The sequence below is a fragment of the Streptomyces sp. NPDC027189 genome (assembly GCF_055566975.1).
The window spans coordinates 228,527-250,790 of record NZ_JBVHRI010000012.1 but is presented as its reverse complement, the minus strand read 5'-3'; the positions used below and the strand labels follow the sequence as shown (position 1 = coordinate 250,790).

19 protein-coding genes are annotated in these 22,264 nt (G+C 71.2%); 9 read left to right on the top strand and 10 right to left on the bottom strand.

Annotated elements, in window-relative coordinates; genetic code table 11:
• Window positions 1-319: 319 nt before the first annotated feature.
• The 3 genes from ACZ4RZ_RS27805 to ACZ4RZ_RS27795 all read right to left on the bottom strand — a co-directional run bounded on the left by ACZ4RZ_RS27805 (window position 320) and on the right by ACZ4RZ_RS27795 (window position 3,204).
• A complete protein-coding gene (locus ACZ4RZ_RS27805; protein WP_467748570.1) occupies window positions 320-1,258 on the bottom strand; it encodes an aminoglycoside phosphotransferase family protein in 939 nt (312 codons plus the stop codon).
• A gap of 106 nt (window positions 1,259-1,364) precedes the next feature.
• Window positions 1,365-2,486 carry an aminopeptidase P family protein gene (locus ACZ4RZ_RS27800; RefSeq protein ID WP_467748568.1) on the bottom strand — a complete coding sequence of 374 codons (1,122 nt, stop codon included), beginning with the start codon at window positions 2,484-2,486 and terminating at the stop codon, window positions 1,365-1,367.
• 97 nt (window positions 2,487-2,583) lie between these two features.
• Window positions 2,584-3,204 (bottom strand): LysE family translocator, encoded by a 621-nt coding sequence (locus ACZ4RZ_RS27795; protein WP_467748566.1) that lies wholly within the window; start codon window positions 3,202-3,204, stop codon window positions 2,584-2,586.
• A 158-nt stretch (window positions 3,205-3,362) separates the two neighbouring features.
• On the opposite strand from ACZ4RZ_RS27795, the gene ACZ4RZ_RS27790 reads away from it, so the two are divergent.
• On the top strand, window positions 3,363-4,115 hold the full coding sequence (locus tag ACZ4RZ_RS27790; protein ID WP_467748641.1) for a phosphodiesterase: 753 nt from the start codon (window positions 3,363-3,365) through the stop codon (window positions 4,113-4,115).
• A 63-nt stretch (window positions 4,116-4,178) separates the two neighbouring features.
• On the opposite strand, the gene ACZ4RZ_RS27785 is transcribed toward ACZ4RZ_RS27790, so the two are convergent.
• A complete protein-coding gene (locus ACZ4RZ_RS27785; protein WP_467748564.1) occupies window positions 4,179-4,802 on the bottom strand; it encodes a PDZ domain-containing protein in 624 nt (207 codons plus the stop codon).
• 92 nt (window positions 4,803-4,894) lie between these two features.
• A complete protein-coding gene (locus tag ACZ4RZ_RS27780; protein ID WP_467748640.1) occupies window positions 4,895-5,761 on the bottom strand; it encodes a LysR family transcriptional regulator in 867 nt (288 codons plus the stop codon).
• 95 nt (window positions 5,762-5,856) lie between these two features.
• On the opposite strand from ACZ4RZ_RS27780, the gene ACZ4RZ_RS27775 reads away from it, so the two are divergent.
• Window positions 5,857-6,594 carry a CTP synthase C-terminal region-related (seleno)protein gene (locus tag ACZ4RZ_RS27775; RefSeq protein ID WP_467748562.1) on the top strand — a complete coding sequence of 246 codons (738 nt, stop codon included), beginning with the start codon at window positions 5,857-5,859 and terminating at the stop codon, window positions 6,592-6,594.
• Window positions 6,595-6,663: 69 nt separating this feature from the next.
• Window positions 6,664-8,184, top strand: coding sequence for a hypothetical protein (locus ACZ4RZ_RS27770; RefSeq protein WP_467748560.1), 1,521 nt, complete (start codon window positions 6,664-6,666; stop codon window positions 8,182-8,184).
• Here ACZ4RZ_RS27770 and cyc2 read toward each other — a convergent pair.
• Together cyc2 and ACZ4RZ_RS27760 are read right to left on the bottom strand one after the other, a co-directional pair.
• Window positions 8,123-10,330, bottom strand: coding sequence for a germacradienol/geosmin synthase Cyc2 (gene cyc2, locus ACZ4RZ_RS27765; RefSeq protein ID WP_467748558.1), 2,208 nt, complete (start codon window positions 10,328-10,330; stop codon window positions 8,123-8,125). The two genes, ACZ4RZ_RS27770 and cyc2, sit on opposite strands and share 62 nt — an antisense overlap.
• A 281-nt stretch (window positions 10,331-10,611) precedes the next feature.
• Entirely contained in the window at window positions 10,612-11,466 is an 855-nt protein-coding gene (locus ACZ4RZ_RS27760) for a TIGR03619 family F420-dependent LLM class oxidoreductase (protein ID WP_467748556.1), read from the bottom strand.
• Window positions 11,467-11,890: 424 nt separating this feature from the next.
• On the opposite strand from ACZ4RZ_RS27760, the gene ACZ4RZ_RS27755 reads away from it, so the two are divergent.
• Together ACZ4RZ_RS27755 and ACZ4RZ_RS27750 are read left to right on the top strand one after the other, a co-directional pair.
• Window positions 11,891-12,805 carry an alpha/beta fold hydrolase gene (locus tag ACZ4RZ_RS27755; protein ID WP_467748554.1) on the top strand — a complete coding sequence of 305 codons (915 nt, stop codon included), beginning with the start codon at window positions 11,891-11,893 and terminating at the stop codon, window positions 12,803-12,805.
• Window positions 12,802-14,070: a cytochrome P450 gene (locus tag ACZ4RZ_RS27750; RefSeq protein WP_467748552.1), complete on the top strand. Its 1,269-nt coding sequence runs from the start codon at window positions 12,802-12,804 to the stop codon at window positions 14,068-14,070. Before ACZ4RZ_RS27755 ends, ACZ4RZ_RS27750 begins: the two co-directional genes overlap by 4 nt.
• A gap of 4 nt (window positions 14,071-14,074) precedes the next feature.
• Here the strand turns inward: ACZ4RZ_RS27750 and ACZ4RZ_RS27745 are convergent, their stop codons facing one another.
• Entirely contained in the window at window positions 14,075-15,274 is a 1,200-nt protein-coding gene (locus ACZ4RZ_RS27745) for a damage-control phosphatase ARMT1 family protein (RefSeq protein ID WP_467748550.1), read from the bottom strand.
• 89 nt (window positions 15,275-15,363) lie between these two features.
• On the bottom strand, window positions 15,364-17,073 hold the full coding sequence (locus ACZ4RZ_RS27740; RefSeq protein WP_467748638.1) for a S8 family peptidase: 1,710 nt from the start codon (window positions 17,071-17,073) through the stop codon (window positions 15,364-15,366).
• Window positions 17,074-17,596: 523 nt separating this feature from the next.
• On the opposite strand from ACZ4RZ_RS27740, the gene ACZ4RZ_RS27735 reads away from it, so the two are divergent.
• A complete protein-coding gene (locus ACZ4RZ_RS27735) occupies window positions 17,597-18,514 on the top strand; it encodes a lytic polysaccharide monooxygenase auxiliary activity family 9 protein (RefSeq protein ID WP_467748548.1) in 918 nt (305 codons plus the stop codon).
• A gap of 4 nt (window positions 18,515-18,518) precedes the next feature.
• Here ACZ4RZ_RS27735 and ACZ4RZ_RS27730 read toward each other — a convergent pair whose 3' ends face one another.
• A complete protein-coding gene (locus ACZ4RZ_RS27730) occupies window positions 18,519-19,184 on the bottom strand; it encodes a Tat pathway signal sequence domain protein (RefSeq protein ID WP_467748546.1) in 666 nt (221 codons plus the stop codon).
• Between the two features lie 603 nt (window positions 19,185-19,787).
• Between ACZ4RZ_RS27730 and ACZ4RZ_RS27725 the strand changes: the two genes are divergently transcribed.
• From ACZ4RZ_RS27725 to ACZ4RZ_RS27715, 3 genes are all read left to right on the top strand, one after another.
• Window positions 19,788-20,471 carry a DUF6230 family protein gene (locus ACZ4RZ_RS27725; protein ID WP_467748544.1) on the top strand — a complete coding sequence of 228 codons (684 nt, stop codon included), beginning with the start codon at window positions 19,788-19,790 and terminating at the stop codon, window positions 20,469-20,471.
• Complete coding sequence (locus tag ACZ4RZ_RS27720) at window positions 20,471-20,890, top strand: DUF6114 domain-containing protein (RefSeq protein ID WP_467748542.1); 420 nt, start codon at window positions 20,471-20,473, stop codon at window positions 20,888-20,890. Before ACZ4RZ_RS27725 ends, ACZ4RZ_RS27720 begins: the two co-directional genes overlap by 1 nt.
• Window positions 20,891-21,019: 129 nt before the next feature.
• On the top strand, window positions 21,020-22,264 hold the full coding sequence (locus ACZ4RZ_RS27715; RefSeq protein WP_467748540.1) for a cytochrome P450 family protein: 1,245 nt from the start codon (window positions 21,020-21,022) through the stop codon (window positions 22,262-22,264).

The window sequence follows — 22,264 nt, the reverse complement described above, 5'->3', positions numbered from 1 at the left end:
TGCGGTGCTCAGCGCTCGCCGTTGGCGATGCCACGGCGTGACGCACTCGCTGTCTGCGTCGACACAGGGGTGCGGCGCTCGGTGCCGTCGCGCGACGCAATCGTTTGCGCAAACGATTACGCAAGCGTGTGCGCAAACGATTGCGTAAAGGCTTGCGCAACGGCTTGGGTAAACGCTTGCGCAAGCGTTTACCCCGCCCCAACAAGACACGGCATGACAAGACAAGGGGTGACGAGGCAAGACGAGGCGACGAGACGCGACGTGACGAGGCGAGGCGCGGCAAGACGCGTCCCGCGATGCCCCGGCCCGGCCCCCTCGCCTACGGTGTCTCGTCCGGCCCGTCCCGCAGATCAGTGACCCGTTCCAGCAGGATCGCCTCCCAGGCGCGGCGCAGTTGTGTCTCCAGCAGCGGGACGGGACTGTCGTCACGGCGCTGGAGGCGGTCGGCGAGACGGATCACGGTGTCGCAGCGGGACAGCCACAGGCCGCGCAGGCAGGGGCGGGCGCCGTAGCCGGCGAGCGTGGCGGCGCGTACGGCCGCAGGGGCGCCGACGGCGATCGCGAGCCCGGCGATGTCCTCGGCGGGGTCGCCGATCACCGCGTCGGTCCAGTCGAGGACGCCGCGCACCCGGCCGTCGGCGCTGACCACGAGGTGTTCGCCCTTGAGGTCGTGGTGCACGAGGATCGCGGCGGCGGGCTGCGCGGCGAGTTGGACGGCGGCGGGCGCGGTGAGCTGGGCCAGGCGGGCGGGGTCGAACTCGTCGGCGGCGAGTTCCTCGGCCGCGTGCGAAGCGGCCGTCCGCAGCGCGTCCAGGGAGCGCGGCGCGGTGCGCGGGACGCCGAGCGCCTCGGCCTGGCGTACGGGCACTTCGCGCAGCCCCGTGAGCAGTCCCGCCAGGTCTGCCTCACCGACGGCCGAGACGGCCTGCTCCTCGCCGGACGCGCCGGGCAGCCTGGTGTCCAGGGTGCAGCTCAGACCGCTCGCCCATTCGCCATGCGCGACGCTCACCGGGACCGGGACTCCGATGTGCGGGCGCACCAGGTCGCGCAGCCGCAGTTCGCGACGCTGGCGTTCGGAGGCGTCGCGGTCCCGGGCGAGCCGCAGCACATGGCGCGTGCCGACCCACCAGGTGGAGTGCTCGCCGCCCTCGGCGACAGGCCGGACGTCCGGTCCCGTGCCCGCCGCAACGCTGTCGGCGAGCAGCGAACGGACCAGTCGGCGGACGGTGTCCGCGGTCGGTGTCGGTGCCTGGGTCATGGTCGCGCCGTTGTCGCTAGGGGGCGTTGGGGCCTAGGGGCCTTGGGGCCTTGGGACGTTGGGACGTTGGGACGTTGAGGCCTGGGGGAATGCTCCCGACGGTCGGTCAGCCGACGATCACCAGCTCGCGGGAGGTGGTGTTGAGGCGGCGTCCGCCGTCCTCGGTCACCGTCACGATGTCCTCGATGCGCACCCCGAAGCGGCCGGGCAGATAGATGCCGGGCTCCACGGAGAAGCACATTCCGGGTACGAGGGGCTGCTGTTCGCCCTCGATCATGTACGGCGGTTCGTGGGTGGTGACGCCGATGCCGTGCCCGGTGCGGTGGATGAAGTACTCGCCGTACCCGGCCTCGGTGATGACCGCGCGGGCCGCCCGGTCGACGTCCTGACAGGCGGCTCCGGGCCGCACCGCGCGGAAGCCCGCCTCCTGGGCCGCGCGCACGATGTCGTGCACCTTGCGCTCCTCGTCGTCCGGTTCGCCGACGTGGACCGTGCGGGAGGTGTCGGAGCCGTAGCCGTCCTTGAGGCCGCCGAAGTCCAGGACGACCATGTCGCCGCGCTGGATGATCCGGTCCTCGGCCTCGTGGTGCGGGTTGGCGCCGTTCGGCCCCGAGGCGACGATGGTGAAGTCAACCTGGGAGTGGCCGAACCGCCTCAGCAGCTCGGCGACGTCGGCGGCCACGTCGGCTTCCCTGCGGCCGGCGAAGGGAACCTTCCGGATCTCCTCGAACGTTGCGTCCGCGGCCGCTCCCGCGGCCGCCAACCGCTCCAGTTCCGCCGCGTCCTTGACGGCCCGCAGCATCGGCAGGGCCTCGGTGAGGGCGACGTGGCGCGTCTCCGGCAGCCGCTTCTGGAGGCCGAGCAGATGCAGGGCCCAGGCGTTGTCGCTGACGCCGAAGCGTCCCTTGGGGGCGAGGAGGGACGCCGTCGCCTCGTACGGGTCCTTGCCGTCGGTCCAGTCGCGGAGAGTCAGCGCGGGCGCGCCGGTCGCCTTGGCCGCGTCGGGCGCCTCCAGAGTGGGCACGACCAGGACCGGGTCCTCTCCGGCCCTCAGCACCAGCAGGGTGAGCCGCTCGGTCTCCACCGGCCGATACCCCGTCAGCCACACCAGATCGGGCCCCGGCGCCACCAGGACGCCGTCGAGCCCTGCGTCCGCGGCGGCCTCGGCCGCGCGCCGCATACGGGCCTGGTAGTCGCCGGCGGTGAAGGGCGCGGGCGTGCCGGTCATTCATGCCTCCGTCTGTCCGGAGTTCTCCCCAGGGGGCTACGGGCAGCATCCTGCCCTTCCGGTGAGGCGCGCGCGAGCCGGTTACCGCTGCCGCGTGTCAGCTTTCCAGGGCGAGGCGGGCGCCCAGGAGCAGCAGCACGCCTCCGGAGACCTGCTCCAGACGCCGGCGTACGCCGGTCCGGGACAGTACGGCCTTCATCCGGCCGACGAACCACACGTACAGGCCGTAGTAACCGACCTCGTAGACCGCCCAGAGCGCCGCGAGACCGACCATCGTGGGCAGATGCGGGGCGCCCTCGGGCACGAACTGCGGCAGGAAGGACATCGCGAAGATGGCCGCCTTCGGGTTGGCGAGGTTGAGCAGCAGCCCGCCCCGGTAGGAGGCCCAGCCGCTCTTCTCCGCGTCCTCCCAGCCGCCGTCCACGGCTCCCTTGGAGCGGCGCGCCTGCCACAGGGTCTGGACACCGAAGGTGACGAGCACGACGGCTCCGACGATCCGCATGACGTCGTACGCCATCTCGGAGGCGGCGAGCAGTGCGGTGAGACCGAACGCGGCGACGACGCCCCAGATGAAGACGCCGGTCTCGTTGCCGAGCACGGTCAGGAAGCCGGATCGCCTGCTGCGCAGCGACCGCTTGATGATCAGCACGGTGCTCGGGCCGGGCGATGCGGCGATCAGAGTGCAGGCGCCGAGGAAGGCGAGAAGAGTGCTCAGCATGCGGTCATCGTGACCTGCCGCCCCTCGTGCGGCCAGTCCTTTTCCGGTTTCGTGCGGTGCGTCCCATCCGGGTCACCCTTGTAACGGGTAATCGTTGCCCTGCCATTAGGATTAATGCTTAGATGCCCCTATTCCATTAGGTCAACGAGGGGATGAGCATGCTCGTGCTGGCGCACATCAGCGACCTTCATCTGGACGGGACCGCGCGGGCCACGGAGCGGGCCGAGCGGGTGCGCGACCGGCTTTGGGGGCTGTCCGGAACAGTGGACGCACTCCTTGTGACCGGGGACATCGCGGACCACGGCACGGAGGCGGAGTACGAGGAGGCGGCCCGCCTGCTCGGACTGCGCGACGCCGAAGCCCCCTTCCCCGTGCTGACCTGCCCGGGCAACCACGACAGCCGCGCGCCCTACCGAAAGGCGCTGCTCGGACTGCCCGCGGCCGACGGCCCGGTCAACAGCGTCCACCTCTTCGACGACGCGGCCGTGCTGATGTGCGACTCCAGCATTCCGGGCCGGGACGAGGGCGAGTTCGACGAGGAGACGTACGCCTGGGTCGAGGCGACGCTCGACGAGCTGGACGGCGACCTTCCGGCGCTGCTCGCCTTCCACCACCCGCCGGTCGGGCTGCACCATCCGCTGCCGGACGCGTACCAGCTGCGCCAACCGCGCTCCCTGGCCGCACTGTTGGAGCGCAGGCCCGAGGTCGTGGGGCTCATCACCGGTCACGCGCACACGCCCGCGGCCACCGTCTTCACCGGGCGACCGCTCGTCGTCGGCCCCGGTGTGACCTGGACGCTGCGGCTGCCCTGGGAGGGCGAGGGGGCCGCGGACCGGGACGCGCCTCCTGGGTTCGCGTTTCATGTGCTGGACGACGAGGGGCGGTTGACGAGCCACTTCAGGGTCGCATGAGGGGGCGTTGGACATGGCGTTCGGTCGCGACGGCCATCGCCCGTCGGCCTGAGACGCCTGACGTCATGTCACGACACCCGGCATCGTGGACAATTGCTGGTGGCTACCGTTCGCGTGGCGCACGGTGAGGGTCACGGTGGTCCCAGGGTGCGCGGCCGCGACCGCGCGCGCGAGGTCGGCGGCCGACTCGATCCGGCTCTCACCGACGGTCAGCAGGACGTCGCCGCGGACCAGGCCCGCCGTGTGGCCCGGGCCGGGGATGTGGACTCCGACGACGAGCGCGCCCGCGTCCTTGGGGGCGTCGACGGCCTCGACGCCGAGGGTGGCCTTCACGGGCCACTTCTCGGGTTCCTTCGAAAGGGACGGACTCCCCGTGCCGGCCGCCGACTTGGAGCCGCCGGCCTGCGGCGCCCCGGAGGTCCGCCCCGGTTGCCCCGCCGCCCCCTGCGCCCCGGCCTGCTTCTGAAGATCCGCCAGCTTGCTCATGCCGATCACGGTGGCGCCGACGGTGCCGAGTCCGACGCCCGACAGGACCAGCACCGTCCCGACGAACAGGCCGAAGAGCAGACTCGTCAACCGCTTGCCACGCCGCCGCGCGGCGTGCGGGCGCCGGGGGCTGCCGGACGCACGGCCGCCGCCCGGCTTCTGACCGGGCATCGGCTTGGGACGCAACGCGGTCTGTTCCATGGATCGCCTCCGGCAGATGCTCTACGGACCGCCTCCGGCTCTTGCTCTACCCTGCGCCCCGGCGCGCGACGATTCACGAACGAGTGAGACTGTCAAGCGCGTTCGAGAAGTTTGTCCGCCATGGTCGCCGCGGCTCCCCGCAGCGATCCGCCCTGCACCAGTTCCCTGCGGTGCACCAGACGGGGCGCCACTAGCGGGACGGCCACCGCTCCGGGCACGCCGGTGGCCGCCGTGCGCGGCAGCAGGGTCAGGCCGTGTCCCGCGGCGGCCAGGGCGGTGAGGGTACGGATGTCGGTGCCCTCGTAGCGCAGGGCGGGACGGAAGCCGCCGCTGCCGTTCGCGGCACGGAGGTGGTCCAGCGGCAGTCCCGCGCCGGGGGCGTCCAGCCAGCGCGCCTCGACGAGGTCGCCGAGGCGCAGGCCCGCGCGCCGGGCGAGCGGATGGGATGTCGGAAGCAGTACGCAGACCGGCTCCTCGCCCACCCCGTGCGTGGTCAGCGGCGCCACGTCGGGCAGCCGGAGGGGGTCGCTGGGCGCGGCGAGTCCGTCGACGAGGCCGAGGTCCGCGGTGCCGGTGGCGACCGCCCCGGGGATGTCGTCGCGGGCCAGCACGCGCAGGGTCACGCCGACGGCAGGGAGCGCCGCGAGGGTACGCGGTCCCAGTGCCGTCGGCGCGGCGGCGAGGGTCAGTCCGTGCTCGGGCGCGGCAGCCATCCGGGCGACGTCGGCGCGGGCCGCGTCCAGGCGCAGCAGCAGTGGTCCGGCGTGTTCGAGCAGCCGCTCGCCCGCGGCGGTGGGCGCGACCGGACGGCGGGTGAGCAGGGGTGCGCCGAGGTCCTGCTCCAGCGCGGCGATGTGCTGGGACACCGCGGACTGGGTGTAGCCGAGCTCGCGCGCGGCCTCCGAGAAGGACGCGAGCCGGGCCACGGTGACGTACGTACGCAGGAGATGCGGGTCCATGCGCTCCAGGATCGCGCACGCCATCAGCATTGCTTATCGAGGGTGCAGAAATCATCGTTGGACGTGAACCAACGGGCCCGCCCAGGATGAAGGGCATGACCACGAACACCGCACGGACCGCCCGGATCGCCCTGGTCGGCGACCGCTCCCCGAACGTCGTCTCGCACACCCGCGTCCCGCTCCTCCTCGACGCCCTCGCCGCCCGCGACCGGATCGTCCTGGACGCCTACTGGGTCCCGTCCGAGGACGCCGAGGACGAGGAGGCGGTACGCGGCTTCGACGCCGTGTGGGTGCTGCCCGGCAGCCCCTACCGCAGTGAGGCGGGAGTGCTCACGGCCATCCGCACCGCCCGCGAGGACGGCGTCCCGTTCCTCGGCACCTGCGGCGGTTTCCAGCACGCCCTGCTCGAGTACGCCCGCAATGTGTGCGGTCTCGCCCAGGTCGCGCACGCCGAGAACGACCCCGACGCCGACGACTTCCTCATCGAGCCCCTCGCCTGCTCGCTCGTGGGCCACGAGGCCACCGTCACGGTCGAGCCCGGCTCGCTCGCCCAGTCGGTGATCGGTTCCGAGCGGACGGTCGAGCGCTACTTCTGCGCGTACGGGCCCTCCCGCCACCTCGACACCCTGCGCGCGCACGGGTTGCGCTTCAGCGGACACGACGAGGACGGCCACGTCCGCATCGCCGAACTCCCCGGCCATCCCTTCTACCTGGCCACCCTCTTCCAGCCGGAGCTGTCCGGGGACGGCTCGCGCCCGCACCCGATCGTGCGGGCGCTCGCGCGAGCCGCCGTGGCCCACGCGGCCGTCGCGAGCGAAGGGCAGCCCGTTTGACCACAGGCGCACGCGGCGGCCGTGACGTGATCGAGGGCGTTGTCAGTGGCGGCTGTTACGTTCTGTGACATGACCGATCACGCCCTCCGGCTGCTCCGGGAGAACCCTCGACTGGCCGAACTGGCCGCGTTTCCCTTCAACTTCGACCTGGCCCGCGCGGACCATGTCGAGAGCGTCAGGCTGGCCTCGGACGGCCCGCTGCGGCCGATAGCGGGGGACGACACAGGCGGTACGTATTTCGTGTGCGCGGACGGTTCCGTGCTGTACGCCGATTCCGAGGGTTCGGCCGGGATCATCGGGGACAGTGTCGACGCCGCGCTGGAGATCCTGGTCGGACTGCCCGGCTGGCACGACTGTCTGCACCTCGCGCCGAGCGACGGCGAGGAGAAGATCCTCGCGGAGATCGCCGAGACGGAGGAGGAGATCCGGGAGTACCACGGGATCGACACCGAGCGCACCGAACTCCGGGCGGCACTGGGCCTGCCCGAGCGTTCACCCGTGGAGCTCATCGGCCTGCTGCACGCGGCGCTGCTGCGCACGGAGCCCGACTTCCTCCTCCTCAACGCCGAAGAGGGCGGCGCCTACAAGCTCCTGGACCGGCATGCCCGTCCCCCGTTGTGGGAGACGGTCCTCGCCCGGGGCCGCGCCGATCTGGCGCTGCTGCGGGACGGCACGGCGTGGGACGAGGTGGCCCAGGACCCGGTGCGGCGCGTACTCGCCCTGCGCGCCGCCCAGTTCGACCGCCGCGACACCGACCTCGCCCTGCTGCGGCACCTGTTGAAGCACGAGGCGGAGTCCTCCATGAGCGACGAACTGCGCCTCGCCGCCGTTCTGGTGGGACTGCGCGGTCGGCCGGAGGACCTGCCGCTGCTCCACGAGGTTCGCGAGACGACGTACGACACCTGGTGCGGACTCGGTGGCATGCCCGAGCCCGGCGCTGGCGGGGAGGAGCTGCGGGAGTGGGCGGAGGGCCTCGACGAGTCCCTCTTCGGCACCGACCCCGAGGACGAGCCGCTGGCCACCTGGACCGGCCTCGCCCGGGAGCAGGACATGGCCGAGCAGGCCCGCGCGGCTCTGATCCGCCGACTGGACGACATCGACCTGCGCGCGTTCAGCAGGATGCCGTCCAGGTCGGACGAGTTCCAACTCCTCTCGCTGGCAGACGAGTTCACGGAGCTCGGCGACACCTTCCAGGCGCTGCGCGCCTACCGTCTGTACGTGCCCTTGAGGGACACGTGCGAGGGCCGGGTCACCGCGCTGCTGACCCTCGCCCGGATGGAGCGGGAGGCAGGCGAACTCGAGGCGGCCGCAGTCGCGCTGAGGCTTCTGCGCGACGCACTGGCCAAGCCCTGGGACGACTCATTGCCGAACTGGAGGGGCACTCGGCTCGGCGCGCACACGGTCGAGGAACACCAGGATCTGGCCCGTGCCGCCACGGCCGACGCCTCTCTCGCGGCGGAGGTCCACGAGGTCACCGGGGCCGCCGCGGCGCTCCTCGCGGAACTCTCCGAGGCGGCCCGGGCCAGTGTCAGACAGCGGCTGGAGAGCCCGGTCGCACAGCAGCCGATACCGGAGCCCCCGGCCAGGTGAACGGCAGTGCGGGCACCTGGCCCGGTACGAAGCCGTGGGCGCGTCGGGCCAGGTCCGCCGCGCCGTAGCGATGGCAGTCCTGGTGCCACTTCAGGATCCCGGCCATCCAGTTCTGCAGCTCCACGACATAGCCCTGCATGATCCCGCGCACCTCATCCGAGAGCTTGAAGTCCTCGTACAGAAGGGGCAGTTCATGGGCGGCGACGTGCTCGAACTGCCGCATGCGCTGGGTCATCAGGTCGTGGATGACGCCGAGCGCGGTCGGGTAGTCGCAGCCGAAGAAGTTCTGCACGACGAGGATGCCGTTGTGGACCTCGCCCTCGTACTCGATCTCCTTCTGGTACGAGAAGACGTCGTTCATGAGCATCCCGTAGTCGACGGCCGCGTTCTCCAGCGACCGGACGGGGCCGCTGCGGTAGACCTCGGGCGGAACCTTCGGGCCGTGGCCCAGGCGGCACAGGCCCATGGTGAGGTCGGCGCCGAAGGTGGCGCGGCGCATCTCCAGGTAGTCGATGGGGTCGGGGATGCGGTGCTGGATCTGGTTGGACAGCTCCCACAGCCAGCTCTCCGTCATCACATCCACCGCGGCCCGTAGTGTGCGCCGCTCGTCCGGGGTCATGTCGGCTGTCGTGCGCTGCCAGAGGTCGAGGAGTCCGTGCTCCATGCCGTTGACCGGGACGGGAGTCGCCTCGCCGTCGACGGGCATGCAGGCCGACAGGCGTGCGGTGGTCAGCTTGGCGGCGGCCAGGTCGCGGCGGTTGCCGAAGACGAGCGGGTAGTAGTCGTCGCCGTAGGTGCCCCAGGCCAGCCACTGGGAGCCGAGGTCGAGGGCCTCCGCCGTCGCGTCCGGCTGGAGGCCGGCCGCGCACAGCGGGAGGTCGTAGGCGGCGAGTTTGTCCTCGTCCCAGACGCCCTCCTGGAGCATGCCCATGGCGTGCATCCACCCGGTGAGGCGGTCCCGGGCGCCCGGCAGATGCGGGCTCAGCTTCACCTCGAACGGCATGTAGAAGTCGGGAAGTCGGGACGGTCCGACCTTCTGGAAGGGGACATGGGTGTACGAGCGCAGCCGCTCGGCTCCGGCCGCGGAGAGCAGGGCGCCGACGTCCACGGCGGATGTGCCGAACCCGCCGACGCCGAACGGCCGCTCCGCTTCCAGCGCCCCCTCGTTCATGTAACGGCTCGACCGCAGATGCCACTCGTGGCCGCCCGACTGCCAGTCCTGCAGGCCCTTCGTGTACGCCCCGACCGCCGCGACCTCGTCCGGGGTGAGCCCCTTCTCTCCGGCCAGCGCGGGCACTTCGGTGAAGGCGGTGTGCTCGAACTGGTGGAGCCGTGAGGTGAGGATGTCGTTGACGGTCTCGGCGGCCTCCTGGGTGGTGCAGCCGAAGAAGGTCTCCAGGACGAGGATGCCGTTGCTGAGCTCGCCCTCGTCCTCGACCTCCCGCTGGTACGAGAAGAGGTCGTTGCGCAGATGCACTCCGTCGGAGAAGGTCTCCATCAGCACGCGCAGGGGCCGGGATCCGGCGACGGAGACGGGCACTTCGGCGGTCGCGTACTCGACGAGCCCGGCCGACCAGGGGGCGCCGCCCACCTTGCGGCGCATCTCGATGTACTCGACGGGGTTGGCGATCCGTCCTTCGTTGATGTTGGAGAGCTCCCACATCGACTCGTTGAGCAGATGCTCCGTGGACACGGCGAAGCGCTTGCGCCATTCCACCGACATCGAGGGCACCGTGCGCGCCCACAGGTCGGCGAGGCCCGCCTCGACCGGATTCTGCGGCTCCGGTACGGGCGTCGAGAGGTCCAGCGGCATGAAGAGGGGCAGCCGGTCCAGGTAGGCCTTGCCGCCGTCGCGGTCCTGGCTGCGCTTGAAGGTCTCCAGGAAGTGGTCGTCGAAGAAGAACACCCACACGTACCAGTCGGTGATCAGGGAGAGTGCGGGCCCGTCGCAGTCGGGGTGCGTGTACGAGCACAGCAGGCCGTAGTCGTGCGCGTCGAGGTCGGACTGCTCCCAGATGCCGGAGCCCTCCAGCATGCCCATTCCGCGGGCCCACTCGACGGAATGGGCCCGCGCCTCGTCGAGATGCGGGTTCAGCCGCGCGGGATACGGCATGTAGAAGTGCGGGAGTTCGAACGGCTGCGTCATGGCCGGGCACTACCCATGGCCCCTCGGCGACATCCACCTGCCGGGACATGATCACACCATCGCGTGAATCCACCCGTCTTCGATGCGTGAAGGCCGGGTGTACAGGCAACGGCCGCCAGGTCACCGGCCTTTGGCCGGTCGTGCGGCCGCACCTGTGAGTTCCCGCCCACCCTTGTGACGCCCGCGTCTACGCGCGCGTCTTTTGGCGGGGGTCTGGGGGCGCAGCCCCCAGGTACGGGACGGGTAGGGGCGGAGGGGGCGAAAAACCCTCCGCCACGCCCTCAGGCCCTCGCCAGCACCTCCTCCGCCACCCACGCCAGCGCATCCGGCAGCGCCTCGGTGGTCACCGGAAGCCAGAGCGAGCAGGAGGAGAGACCGGCCTCCTCCAGGAGCGCGAGCTCGTGGAGGACGCTGTCGGCGGTGGCCCGTTCGCCGCCGAGCGGCCGCCACGGCAGGTCGACCGCCGGCGGAAAACCCGGCGGCAGCAGCAACGCACCCGACGTCAGCGCCAGGGTGCCCGGATCCCGGCCGGAGTCCTTGCCGAGCGTGGCGAGCCGTTCGCGTACGGCGGCGAGGCCGGCCGCGTCGACAGCCGAGCCGTGCCATCCGTCGCCGTACCGCAACGCCCTGCGCAGCGCCGCGTCGCTCTGACCGCCGATCCACACCTCGGGCCCCCCGGCGGTGCGTGGCCGCACCCCGAGCCGCATCCCGTCGGCCCGGTCCTCCCACAACTCCCGCATGGCGGCGAGCTGCTCGTCCATCCGCTTGCCGCGTCCGTCGAACGGCGCCCCCACGGCGGCGAACTCCGCCGTGTCCCAGCCGGTGCCGACACCGAGGGTGAAGCGGCCTCGCGAGAGGCGGTCGAGCGTGGCGGCCTGGTGGGCGACCACGACGGGGTTGTAGAGCGGCAGGATCAGGACGCTGGTCATCACCCGGATCCGCTCCGTGGCGCCCGCGATCGCCGACAGCAGCACCAGCGGGTCCGGGGTCACCCCCAGGTCACCGGCGAGCACGTGGCTCCCCGCGATGAGGTGGTCGAAGCCCAGCCGCTCGGCGGTCCGGGCGGTCTCCAGGACCCCGTCCAGCTCGCTCTCCCGCCCGGGCCACAGCCGGTGCGGGCCCACTCCGATCCGCATGCCCTCAGCTCCTCTCGCCCACATCCGACACAGGTTCTCCCCCGTCGGCCGAGTCCGCGCGCCCAACGCATGCGCGTCGGCGCCGGTCGGCAGCAGTCCGCAACACACCCTCGCACAGCGGGAGTTGGCCCAACGACTCGTCCAGGCATCCGCCGCCCAGCGGCTCGCGGATGTCGCGGACGGTCGGGCCCGACACCAGTGTCGGGGGCAAGGTTCCGCGATCCTGCGGACACGCCAAGAACCTGTCGCGGACGATTCCGCAAGCGCCTCACGGATGTGTCCTCACGAATGTGTCCTCACGGACGTGGCCTCACGGACGTGGCCTCACGGACGTGGCCTCACGGACGTGGCCTCACGGACGTGGCCTCACGGACGTGCCTCACGCGCCCTTGCCGACCCGCATCCGCCGGGTCACCGTGGTCGCATGACCTCCTTCGTGCTCCCCCATGAAGTGCACGGCGACGGCGCCCACAAGGTGTTCGCCGTGCACGGCTGGTTCGCCGACCGGTCCGCGTACGCGGCGGTGCTGCCTGACCTGGACCGCACAGCGTTCCAGTACGCGCTGGTCGACCTGCGGGGCTACGGGGAGGCGAAGGACGCGGTCGGCGCGTACACGACCGCCGAGGCAGCGGCCGATCTCGTCGAGTTGGCGGACCGACTCGGCTGGGAGCGGTTCTCGGTGATCGGTCACTCGATGGGCGGCGCCGTCGCCCAGCGTCTGCCGACCCTCGCCCCGGACCGGCTGCGCCGCCTGATCGGCGTCTCTCCGGTACCCGCGTCGGGGCTGCCGATGCCCGCGGACCAGTGGGAACTCTTCGCCGACGCCGCGCACAAGCCGGAGAACCGGCGCGCCATCATCGACTTCACGACGGGCGGCCGCCGCCCGGCCATCTGGCTGGACCGGATGGTGACCCGCTCGCTCGCCGTCAGCGAGGCGAAGGCGTTCCGAGCCTGGCTGGACTCCTGGGCCGGGGAGGACTTCCACACCGAGGTCGAGGGGTCGAGGGTGCCCGCGCTGGCCGTGACGGGCGCGCTCGATCCCGCGCTCTCCGCGGCCCTGATGCGGCAGACCTGGCTGTGCTGGTACCCCTGCGGAGAGGTGCGTGAGCTGCTCGGAGCGGGCCACTACGCGATGGACGAGACCCCTCTGGAGCTGATCCGCGTGGTCGAGGACTTCCTGCGCGCGGACGACACGGGCGCGCACATGGCTCGACGCCACGACGACACGGGCGCGCCCACGACTCGACGCGACGACGACACGGGCGCGCCCACGACCCGGCATTCGGACGACTCCGGCGCACCCACGGCCGGGCGTGCGGGCGAGGGCGACCACGGGTGAGCGTCGCGCGAGAGACCGCGCCGCCCGTGCCGGACGTCTTCGATCCACGGCGGTACGCCGATGGGGTCCCGCATGCCGCGTACCGCACCCTCCGCGACCATCACCCCGTGGCCTGGCAGCAGGAGCCCGAGGTGCTCGGCTGGCCGGCGGGACCGGGGTTCTGGGCGGTGACCCGGCACGCGGACGTCGTCCGGGTCCTCAAGGACTCGGCGGTGTATTCGTCCTACCTCGGAGCGACCCAGATCCGCGATCCGGACCCGGACGACCTGCCGTTCATCCGCGGCATGATGCTCAATCAGGATCCGTCGGCACACGGCCGGTTGAGGCGCCTGGTCAGCCGTGCGTTCACTCCGCGCCGCGTCGACCGCTTCGAGTCGGTGACGCGCGAACGGGCCCGCACGCTGCTCGGGCGGGCGGTGGAAGAGGCCCGGTCGGGCGACGGGACCTGCGACCTCGTCGCCGCGGTCACCGACGACTACGCCCTGCTCAACCTCGCGGACCTGCTCGGCGTGCCGGAGCGCGACCGGGAGCTGCTGCTGCACTGGACGCAGCGGGTCATCGGCTACCAGGACCCCGACGAGGCCGGCGAGCCCGTGCTCGACGCGCGGGGCCGACCCGTCAATCCGCGCTCCCCGGCGATGCTGCGGGACATGTTCGGGTACGCGCGCCAATTGGCCGCCCACAAGAGGAGCCATCCCGGCGACGATGTGATGACCACCCTCGCGCACGACCCCGAACTCGCCCCCGCCGAGCTGGAGATGTTCTTCTTCCTGCTCACGGTCGCGGGCAACGACACCGTACGCAGTGCGGCTCCCGGGGGCCTGCTGGCGCTGGCGGAACACCCGGACGCGTACGACGGACTGCGAGCGGGGCGCTTCCCTCTCGACACCGCCGTCGAGGAGTTGCTGCGCCGGCATCCTCCCGTGCTCACCTTCCGTCGCACCGCTGCCGTCGACACCGAACTGGCCGGGCAGCGCATCCGAGCGGGCGACAAGGTCGTCGTCTTCCACGCCTCGGCCAACCACGACGAGCGCGTGTTCACCGATCCGCACCGGCTCGATCTCGCCCGGACACCGAACCCGCACGTCTCCTTCGGCGACGGCCCGCACGTCTGCCTCGGCGCCCACTTCGCCCGGCTGCAGCTGCGCGTGCTCTACGAGGAGACGCTGCGAGTCCTGCCCGGGCTACGAGCCGCCGGGCCTCCCCGACGCCTCGTGTCGAACTTCATCAACGGCCTCAAGTCTCTTCCCCTCCAGGTGACTTGAGGCGTCATGCCCTCACTTGGATCAGCGCGTGCGTGCCGCTCGTGCGCCAGCGCTGATCCTCGGCGGCCACGAGTGCGGACTCGGTACGAGCGTCGAGGCCGACGATCACGTCGGACTTGAGGGTGCGCAGGGCGGCCACCGGGCCGGGGAAGTACGCGGTGGGGACGGCGAAGGGTGTGGTGGCGGGCCATAGCCGGTCGCCGATGAGGCGGCGGTAGTTCAGGTCGCCCTTCATGATCGTCACGTCGGCCGCGGCGAACTCCTGGCGGAGGTCGTCGGGCATGTCTGCGTACGGCAGCGGGGCACAGGAGAACGGGTGGGCCCGCACCACGAGGCGGCCCTCGGTCATGGCCGACCAGAGGCGGCGGCCGGAGTCGGCCGCGGCGCTCTTGGCGGCGGTGAGGCGGCGCAGCGCGTCGAGCACGTCGGCGGTCGTGGCGTCGGAGACGTAGTACGGGTAGGGCTTGATGTGCAGGACGGCCCGTCCGACGCGGTGGTGGAGGAGGAGATGGTCGATGAGGAGCAGGTCGGGGATGAGTTCCCGGCCGGCGTTGTCCGCGACCAGGCAGAGCGTGCCGCCGGCGAACAACGCCCGCAGCGACTCGCTGTCGGCTGCGACCAGTTGGGAATCGACCGCCGGTTCGCCCTCCTTGGCGGCCAGGCGGAAGCCGAGGTCCGCGCGGTTGCCCCACAGCGAGCCGTGCAGCAGCGCCTGCTCCTGGTCCTCGACCGGCCGCTCCGCGAGTTCGTCCAGCGCGGCGAGCTCCTCGTCGGCCTCCGGGGTGTCGAGTTCGGCGAGCTTGAAGGGGCGGAAGGGGTCGATGCCCTTCCAGGGGCCCGGCACGAAGTACTCGACGGCTTCGAGGAGTTGGCGGTACCAGTAGCTCTCGGCCCACAGGAAGGGCACGTCGAACCAGGATCGCCCGAAGTACTCCTGCCCCCACGCATCCCACTGTTCCCGGTCCGCCGCCTGCGCGCCGAGCGGCTCGATGACGCCCTCGGTACTGCTCTTGAGCAGGGCCTCGAGCGCGCGGTGCTGTTCGGGGCCGTACGGGAAGGCGTCCCGCACCTTCCCGATGAGCGCCGGGTGCCGCTCGGCGAAAACGCTCCAGGGGAACGAGCCCACCGCGTTGCTGAGGATCACGGGTGCGTCGACGGGAGCTGCGGAGTTGGAGGAATCGGAGGATTCGGCGTGCTCGGGCATGCCGCTCACCGTACCGGCCGAGCAGAAGGGGCCGGCCGACACGTGTGCGCGTCGGACGGCCCCTCCCCCCGTAAAGCTCAACCGGTCGGCTAGAAGGTCAGCTTCCAGCTGTTGAGCGTGCCGGTGTCCTGCGCGGCCACGTCCTGGACGCGCAGTTTCCAGGTGCCGTTGGCGGTCTCGCCGGAGGCGTTGACCGTGTAGGTGGCGCTGACGTTGTCCGCGGAGTCCGAGGTGCTGGAGGACTTCAGGCGGTACGTCGAACCGTCAGGCGCGACCAGGTCGATGACGAGGTCACCGCGGTAGGTGTGGGTGATGTCGACGCCGACCTGGAGGGCGGAGGGCGCATTGCCGCTGCGGCCGCTGACGGCGATCGACGACTCGACGGCGGAGCCGGCGTCCGGGATCGACAGGGCGGTGGTGTTGGAGAAGGTGGTGCCGCCGCTCGACGCCACCGCCTGGACGGTCTTGGTCGCGTCCGCGAGTCCCGCGCCGCAGCCGCCCGAGCAAGTGCCCGGCAGGGCACGGGCGTTGGTCTTGATGGCCGACTCGATCTGCGCCGGGGTCAGCGACGGGTTCGCCGACTTCATCAGTGCCACGAGGCCGACGATGTGCGGGGTGGCCATGCTGGTGCCCTGGTAGTACGCGTACGACTCCGAAGATGGCGTCTTCGTACCGGAGTTGAGCGTGGACAGGATGCCGTTGGCGGTACCGGTACTCATCTCGCCGCCGGGGGCCGAGATGTCGACGATCGAGCCGTAGTTGGAGTACGAGGCCCGGGAGCCGGTACGGCCGGTGGCGGCGACGGTGATGACGTTGCTGCAGCTCGCCGGGGAGTACTTGGAGGCGTTGTCGTTGTCGTTGCCCGCGGCCACCACGACCGTCGTACCGCGGTTCACGGCCGCGTTGATGGCGCTCTGGGTGGCGGAGGTGCAGGCACCCGAGCCGCCGAGGCTCATGTTGATGACCTTGGCGACGTTGGTGTTGGCCGGGACGCCGGAGACGCTGCCGCCCGAGGCCCAGGTGATGGCGTCGATGATGTCGGAGTCGTAACCGCCGCACTTGCCGAGGACGCGCAGCGGCGAGATCTTCGCGTTGTACGCGATGCCCGCGACACCCTTGTTGTTGTTCGTGACGGCGGCGATGGTGCCCGCGACGTGGGTGCCGTGCCAGGAGGAACTGCTGGAGCCGGTGCCGGTGCCGCACTCGTCGGTCGCGTACCAGTCGCCCGGGTCGGCCGGGTTGCTGTCGCGTCCGTCGCCGTCGACCGAGACCGCGGTGTCGGAGATGAAGTCGTAGCCGCCGACGATGTTCGCGGCGACGTCGGAGTGCGCCACGTAACCGGTGTCGATGACGGCGACGGTCACCCCGCTGCCGGTGGACGTGGACCAGGCTCCCGGGACGCGCATGCCCGCCGTGGACTCGAACAGGTCCCACTGCTTGGTGTACTCGGTGTCGTTCGGGTCCGCCTGCGGCTTGTTGAGGCGGTCCGGTACGACGTAGGCGACCTGCGGGTCGGCCTGGTACTGCGCGATGACGTCGGCGACATCCGCCTTCTTGAGCTCGGTGCCGAGGTCGACCAGGGCAGCGCCGGTGCCGAGGCGGCGCTGGAAGTCGAGGTCCTCCCCGGCCTTCTCGCCCTTGACCCGGGCGTCGGCGTCGGCGGCCTTGTTGGACTTGGCCTCGGGAGCGCCGGACTTGTAGCCGACGATCAGGCGGTCGGCCGGGGCGGCGGCCGCCTGCGCGGCGGGGGTGGCCGGCACGGTCGCGGTGGACGACTGCGCGGCCACCGTGGTGGTCATTCCGGCCAGCAGCGCAGCGGATATCGCGGCGACGGACAGCAGCTTCCGTCTGCCGCCGCGGGACGGGGAGGGCGAGGGGGAGGGACGCAAGGGCTTGCCTTTCGGGGCCGGCTCCGGGCAGCGCGGTGCATTGCGGAGCAGCGGTCGATTCGCTTCGTCGTCGAAGCGGCGGGGGGTGCAAAACCAGAAAGCGGCGCGGTGGCCGGCCATGCGCGTGCGACCCGGCAAGGGGTTTCCTGTGGGTCGCCTGAGCTCGAACGATAGGCAAAGGGCAGGTAAGAGGGATACAGGGGAAACCCTCGATCTGGCCGGTAACCGACCCTCGCGCGCAGGCAGTTGGCGAAGAAAAGGACGTTTCGCTCGTATCGCGGCGCTGAACGTTCGGCCCCGCGGCCCCGTACTTCACGGTGCCCCGAGCGAGGAGCGCGTCCAGGCCGCGCGCGGTGGCATCCGCCGCGACGGCTCTCAGCCACGCCGCCGGATTCCCGATCCGCTTCGCCGACGTACCGAGGAGACCCACCGGATGACCGCCTACCGCACCGCCACCGCGGCCGCTGTCGCCGTGGCGGCTCCGCTGCTCCTCGCGACGTGGGCCGCGGGGCCCGCCCAGGCGCACGGCGCGCCGACGGATCCGGTCAGCCGGGTCGCGGCCTGCTCGCCCGAGGGCGGAAGCCTGATCCGGACCGCGGCCTGCAAGGCGGCGATCGCCGCGAACGGCGCACCCTTCACGGCCTGGGACAACCTCAGGGTGGCCGGCGTCAATGGCAGGGACCGCCAGCTGATCCCCGACGGGCAGCTGTGCAGCGGGGGCCTGCCCGCCTACAAGGGCCTCGACCTCGCCCGAGCGGACTGGCCCTCGACCCGGCTGACTCCCGGCGGGAGCTTCACCCTCAGGTACAGCTCGACGATCCCGCACACGGGGACCTTCAAGCTGTATCTGTCCAAGCCGGGTTACGACCCGACCCGGCCCCTGAAGTGGTCCGACCTGCCGGCGCAGCCGTTCGCCACCGCCACCGACCCGGCCCTGTTGAACGGCGCCTACCGCATCAAGGCCAAGCTGCCGTCCGACCGGACCGGCCGCCAGATGCTGTACACGATCTGGCAGAACTCGAGCACGACGGATACGTACTACTCGTGCTCGGACGTCGTGCTGGCCGGCGGGCGCGAGGCCTCGACACCCGCTGCTCAGAACACCCGGAGGACGACGGCACCGGCGAAGCCGACGCCCACGCCGGCGCGGACGACCGCGTCTCCGGCGCCGACGACCGAGTCTCCGTCACGGGTGACCACGTCACCGGCTCAGGAGACCGCGCCGGATCATCTGGCGCCCGCCGCCGACAGCACGTCGGGCGGCAGCGGCGCGCTCCCCCTCGTGGCCGGGGGGACCGCGGCGCTCCTCCTCACCGCGGGGGTTGCTGTCACCATCCGGCGCCGCCGCTGAGCGGTCAGTTGACGAAGACCGCCGGGCTCCCGGACTGGCTGGTGTCCGTGACAGGCGCGTACTTGGCGGTGAAGTAGCCGTTGCTGAAGCACAGGGACGAGCCGGAGGTCTTCGTGAACTGCTGGTTGGCGAAGGCGATGCTGTTGTCCGTGTTGCTCGTCGTGCCGGACAGACTGGGCGCCTGGTAGACACAGGTGATGCTGCCCAGCAGAGTGCGCAGCTTGACCGTGGTCTGAATGGTGGAGCCGGCAGCCGGAGTGACGGTGACGGTGCCGTCGGAGCCCACGGTGGTGGTGTACGGCAGGTTGTCGACCGTGATGCCGGTGACGCCGAGCACGCCGGTCACATTGCTGGTGCACGTGCTGCTGTCGAAGGTGTGCCCGGTGAGCGACTCGGTGGCCGCACCGGGGGCCGCCGGGTTGTCGGCGACGGTGGCGGTGAAGGTCGACGAGGAACAGGAGACACCGCTCGTGCCGGTGCTGCTGGAGTAGAGCGTGGCCGCGGTGCCGCTCGCCAGCGAGGCGCTGAGAACGTCACCGGTGGCGACGGCGGTTCCGCCCGCGGCGCCGGTGGTGAGCACCGGTGTGTCGGCCGCGGAGGCGGGGCCGGCCGCGGGCACCGAGAGGGCCGCGGCGACGCCGACGAGGGCAAGGAGGGATCGAGTACGCATGGGGGGTGCCTCTTCTCCGAAGGGGTGTGGGGTGCCTGGCCGCGCGGGGGCGCGGGGCGTGCGGGGGTGAACCGCCGCCGGGCCGTGGCGCCTTCTCCGTACGCCACGGACCGGCAGCGACAGCCGGGCGACCGGACACGGCCCAGGGGGGAAGGCGACCGCGCCGGTGCCACGGGGGTGGGGGGTGGACAAGTGGGCGCACTGCGCGATCGGACATGTCACGACTGCCCCGTACAGGTCGGGGTCCGGGAGGTGACTTGCGCGCATTACCACGGATCCGGCGCCACGGATCCGTGGGAATCAAGGGAGAGTTGTAGACCTGGTGAATGGTCAACGTCAAGGCGGAGCAAGGAAGTTGAAGGTCAACGCGGCCATCTCGCCATGCCGTATTCACAGGCACCGCACAACCAACACCCTTTTCCCACATGTCACTTGACCCGTGAATGTAACCCCGGGTAACTTCCTCGGCGGCTACTGCCGCGTAATGAGAAAGCCCTTGCGTCCTCCGGGAGCGGCGAGGAGGCGTGCGCGGCAGCCGCTGTCCGCGCCAGGACAACGTGCCAGTGGACCCCTACCCGCATCGACCATGCCCAGGGAGCAGACATGGCCTCGTCCTCGGACGCCACGGCGTTCAACGGTTCCACCTCCGAGACCCCCGAGAGCCCGGAAAGCGGTTCCGCCGCCGACACGCCGGACAGACGCGGACGGGTCCGCCTGCGCCGTGCCGCCGTGATGGCGCTGCCCGCCACCGCGATCGCCGCGGGGCTGATGATCCTCACCGCCCAGGGCGCCCTGGGCGTCCAGTTCGCCATCTCCGGCATGCCGTTCACGGTCACGGCGACGGAGCTCAACGGCACGGGCTTCGAGCAGTTCGGCGGCCTCGACAACATGGCGGAGGGCAGCCCGAACGCCGGCGACACCGGCGGCCAGGTCCTGGTCGTCACCTCCGCGATCAAGAACGCGACGCTCACCAAGCTGTGCCAGAGCGTCGACCTGGGCGGCACGAACCTGCTCATCACCGCGGGCAGTGGCTCGGACAAGGTGCAGGCGAGCCATCTGACCACCGACTCGACCGAGCTGTCAGGCGACGCGTCCTTCGACAACATCGAGATCGGCAACGACGCCAGCACGCTCGACAAGGCCGGAGTCCAAGGCCCCAAGGGCGTGTTCAGCCAGCAGGCCGACACCGTACGCATCGCGAACCTGCGGCAGACCAACTACGCGACCACGGCAGCGGTGTTCAAGCTTCCCGGTCTCAAACTCCGCTTCAGCGACACGGGTTGCTGATGTCCTCCGCCCGGAACCCGAGGTCCGGTTTCCGGCAGTGGCGCGCACACCGCCCCTTCTGGGGCGGTCTGCTGCTCACCCTGGCCGGGGCGGAGATCCTCCTCACCGAGAAGGCGTCCCTGAAGGTCGTCATGCACATCGGCATGCAGGGCCTGGCCGGCTATCTTCTCCCCACCCTGATGCTGCTCTGCGGCCTGCTCATCCTCTTCAACCCCACCCAGCGCCTCTTCTACTCCCTGCTCGGCATCCTCCTCTCCATCGGCACCTGGCTCACCTCCAACCTGGGTGGCTTCCTCATCGGCCTGCTCCTCGGAGCAACCGGCAGCTGCCTCACCTTCGGCTGGCTCCCGGACCAGGAACCACGCCGGCGACTGCTGCGCCGCGGCCACGAGCGGCAGCGGTCGGCGACCGAGGCCTAGGGCCACTTGCGGCTATGCGCAGGGAAGTTGCCCGTGTACGAACTTGGCGTCAGGCGGTCTCGCCGGGGAACCGTACTGCCGCGTAGCGTGACGTGCCATATTGCCGTTCGAGCGCCCGGGAGGCTCCCGATGGGAAACCCAAGCCCCTTAGTGATAGACGCGACCGGCCGCGACATTCACGGAGAAGCCGCCCGCATCCGCGCCAGGGGGCCGGCGACCCTGGTGACGCTCCCCGGTGGCGTGGAGGCCTGGGCGGTCAGCAGTCCGGAGCTGCTCAAACGGCTGCTGACCGATCCCCGGGTGTCCAAGGACGCCCGGCAGCACTGGCCCCGGCTCGCGAACGGGGAGATCACACCGGACTGGCCGCTGTTCACCTGGGTCGCCGTGCAGAACATGTTCACCGCGTACGGAGGCGACCACAAACGCCTGCGCATCCTGGTCTCCAAGGCGTTCACCGCACGCCGGACGGCCGCGCTCCAGCCCCGTATAGAGGAGATCACCGAGCGGCTCCTCGACCGGATCGCGGAGGCCGGGCGCGGGTCCCGGGTCGTCGATCTGCGCGAGGAACTCTGCTACCCGCTGCCGATCCAGGTGATCAGTGAGCTGTTCGGCCTGCCCGAGGAGCGGGGGCCCGAGCTGCGGCAGTTGGTGGACCGCATCTTCGACACCTCCGCCGACCCGGGCGAGATGACCGCCGCCTACGAGCGGTTGTACGTCGTGCTGGCCGAACTCGTCGCCGCCAAGCGGGAGTCACCCGGCGACGACCTGACCACCGGACTGATCGCGGCCCGCGACGAGCAGGGCAGCTCACAGCTCAGCGAGCAGGAGCTCCTCGACACCCTGGTGCTGATGATCAGCGCCGGGCACGAGACCACGGTCAACCTCATCGACAACGCCGTGCACGCCCTGCTCACCCACCCGGAGCAGCTCGCGCACGTCCGTGCGGGCCGCGCCACCTGGGACGACGTGATCGAGGAGACCCTGCGGGTGGACGCGCCGGTCGCGAGCCTGCCCCTGCGGTACGCCGTGGAGGACCTGCCTCTCGCCGGACTCGGCGCCCCGGGCGACACCGTGATCGGCAAGGGCGAGGCGATCCTCGCCGCGTACGCCGCCGCCGGTCGCGACGTCGAGCGGCACGGCAAGGACGCCGACCGCTTCGATGTCACCCGTGCCGACAAGGAGCACCTCGCGTTCGGCTACGGCGTACACCACTGCCTGGGTGCCCCGCTGGGCCGCCTGGAGGCCCGTATCGCGCTCCCGGCGCTCTTCGACCGGTTCCCCGACCTCCGACTCGCCGTGTCCTCCGATGAGTTGCGGCCGGTGGACTCCTTCATCTCCAACGGCCACCGCTCCCTGCCCGCCAGGATCGGGTAG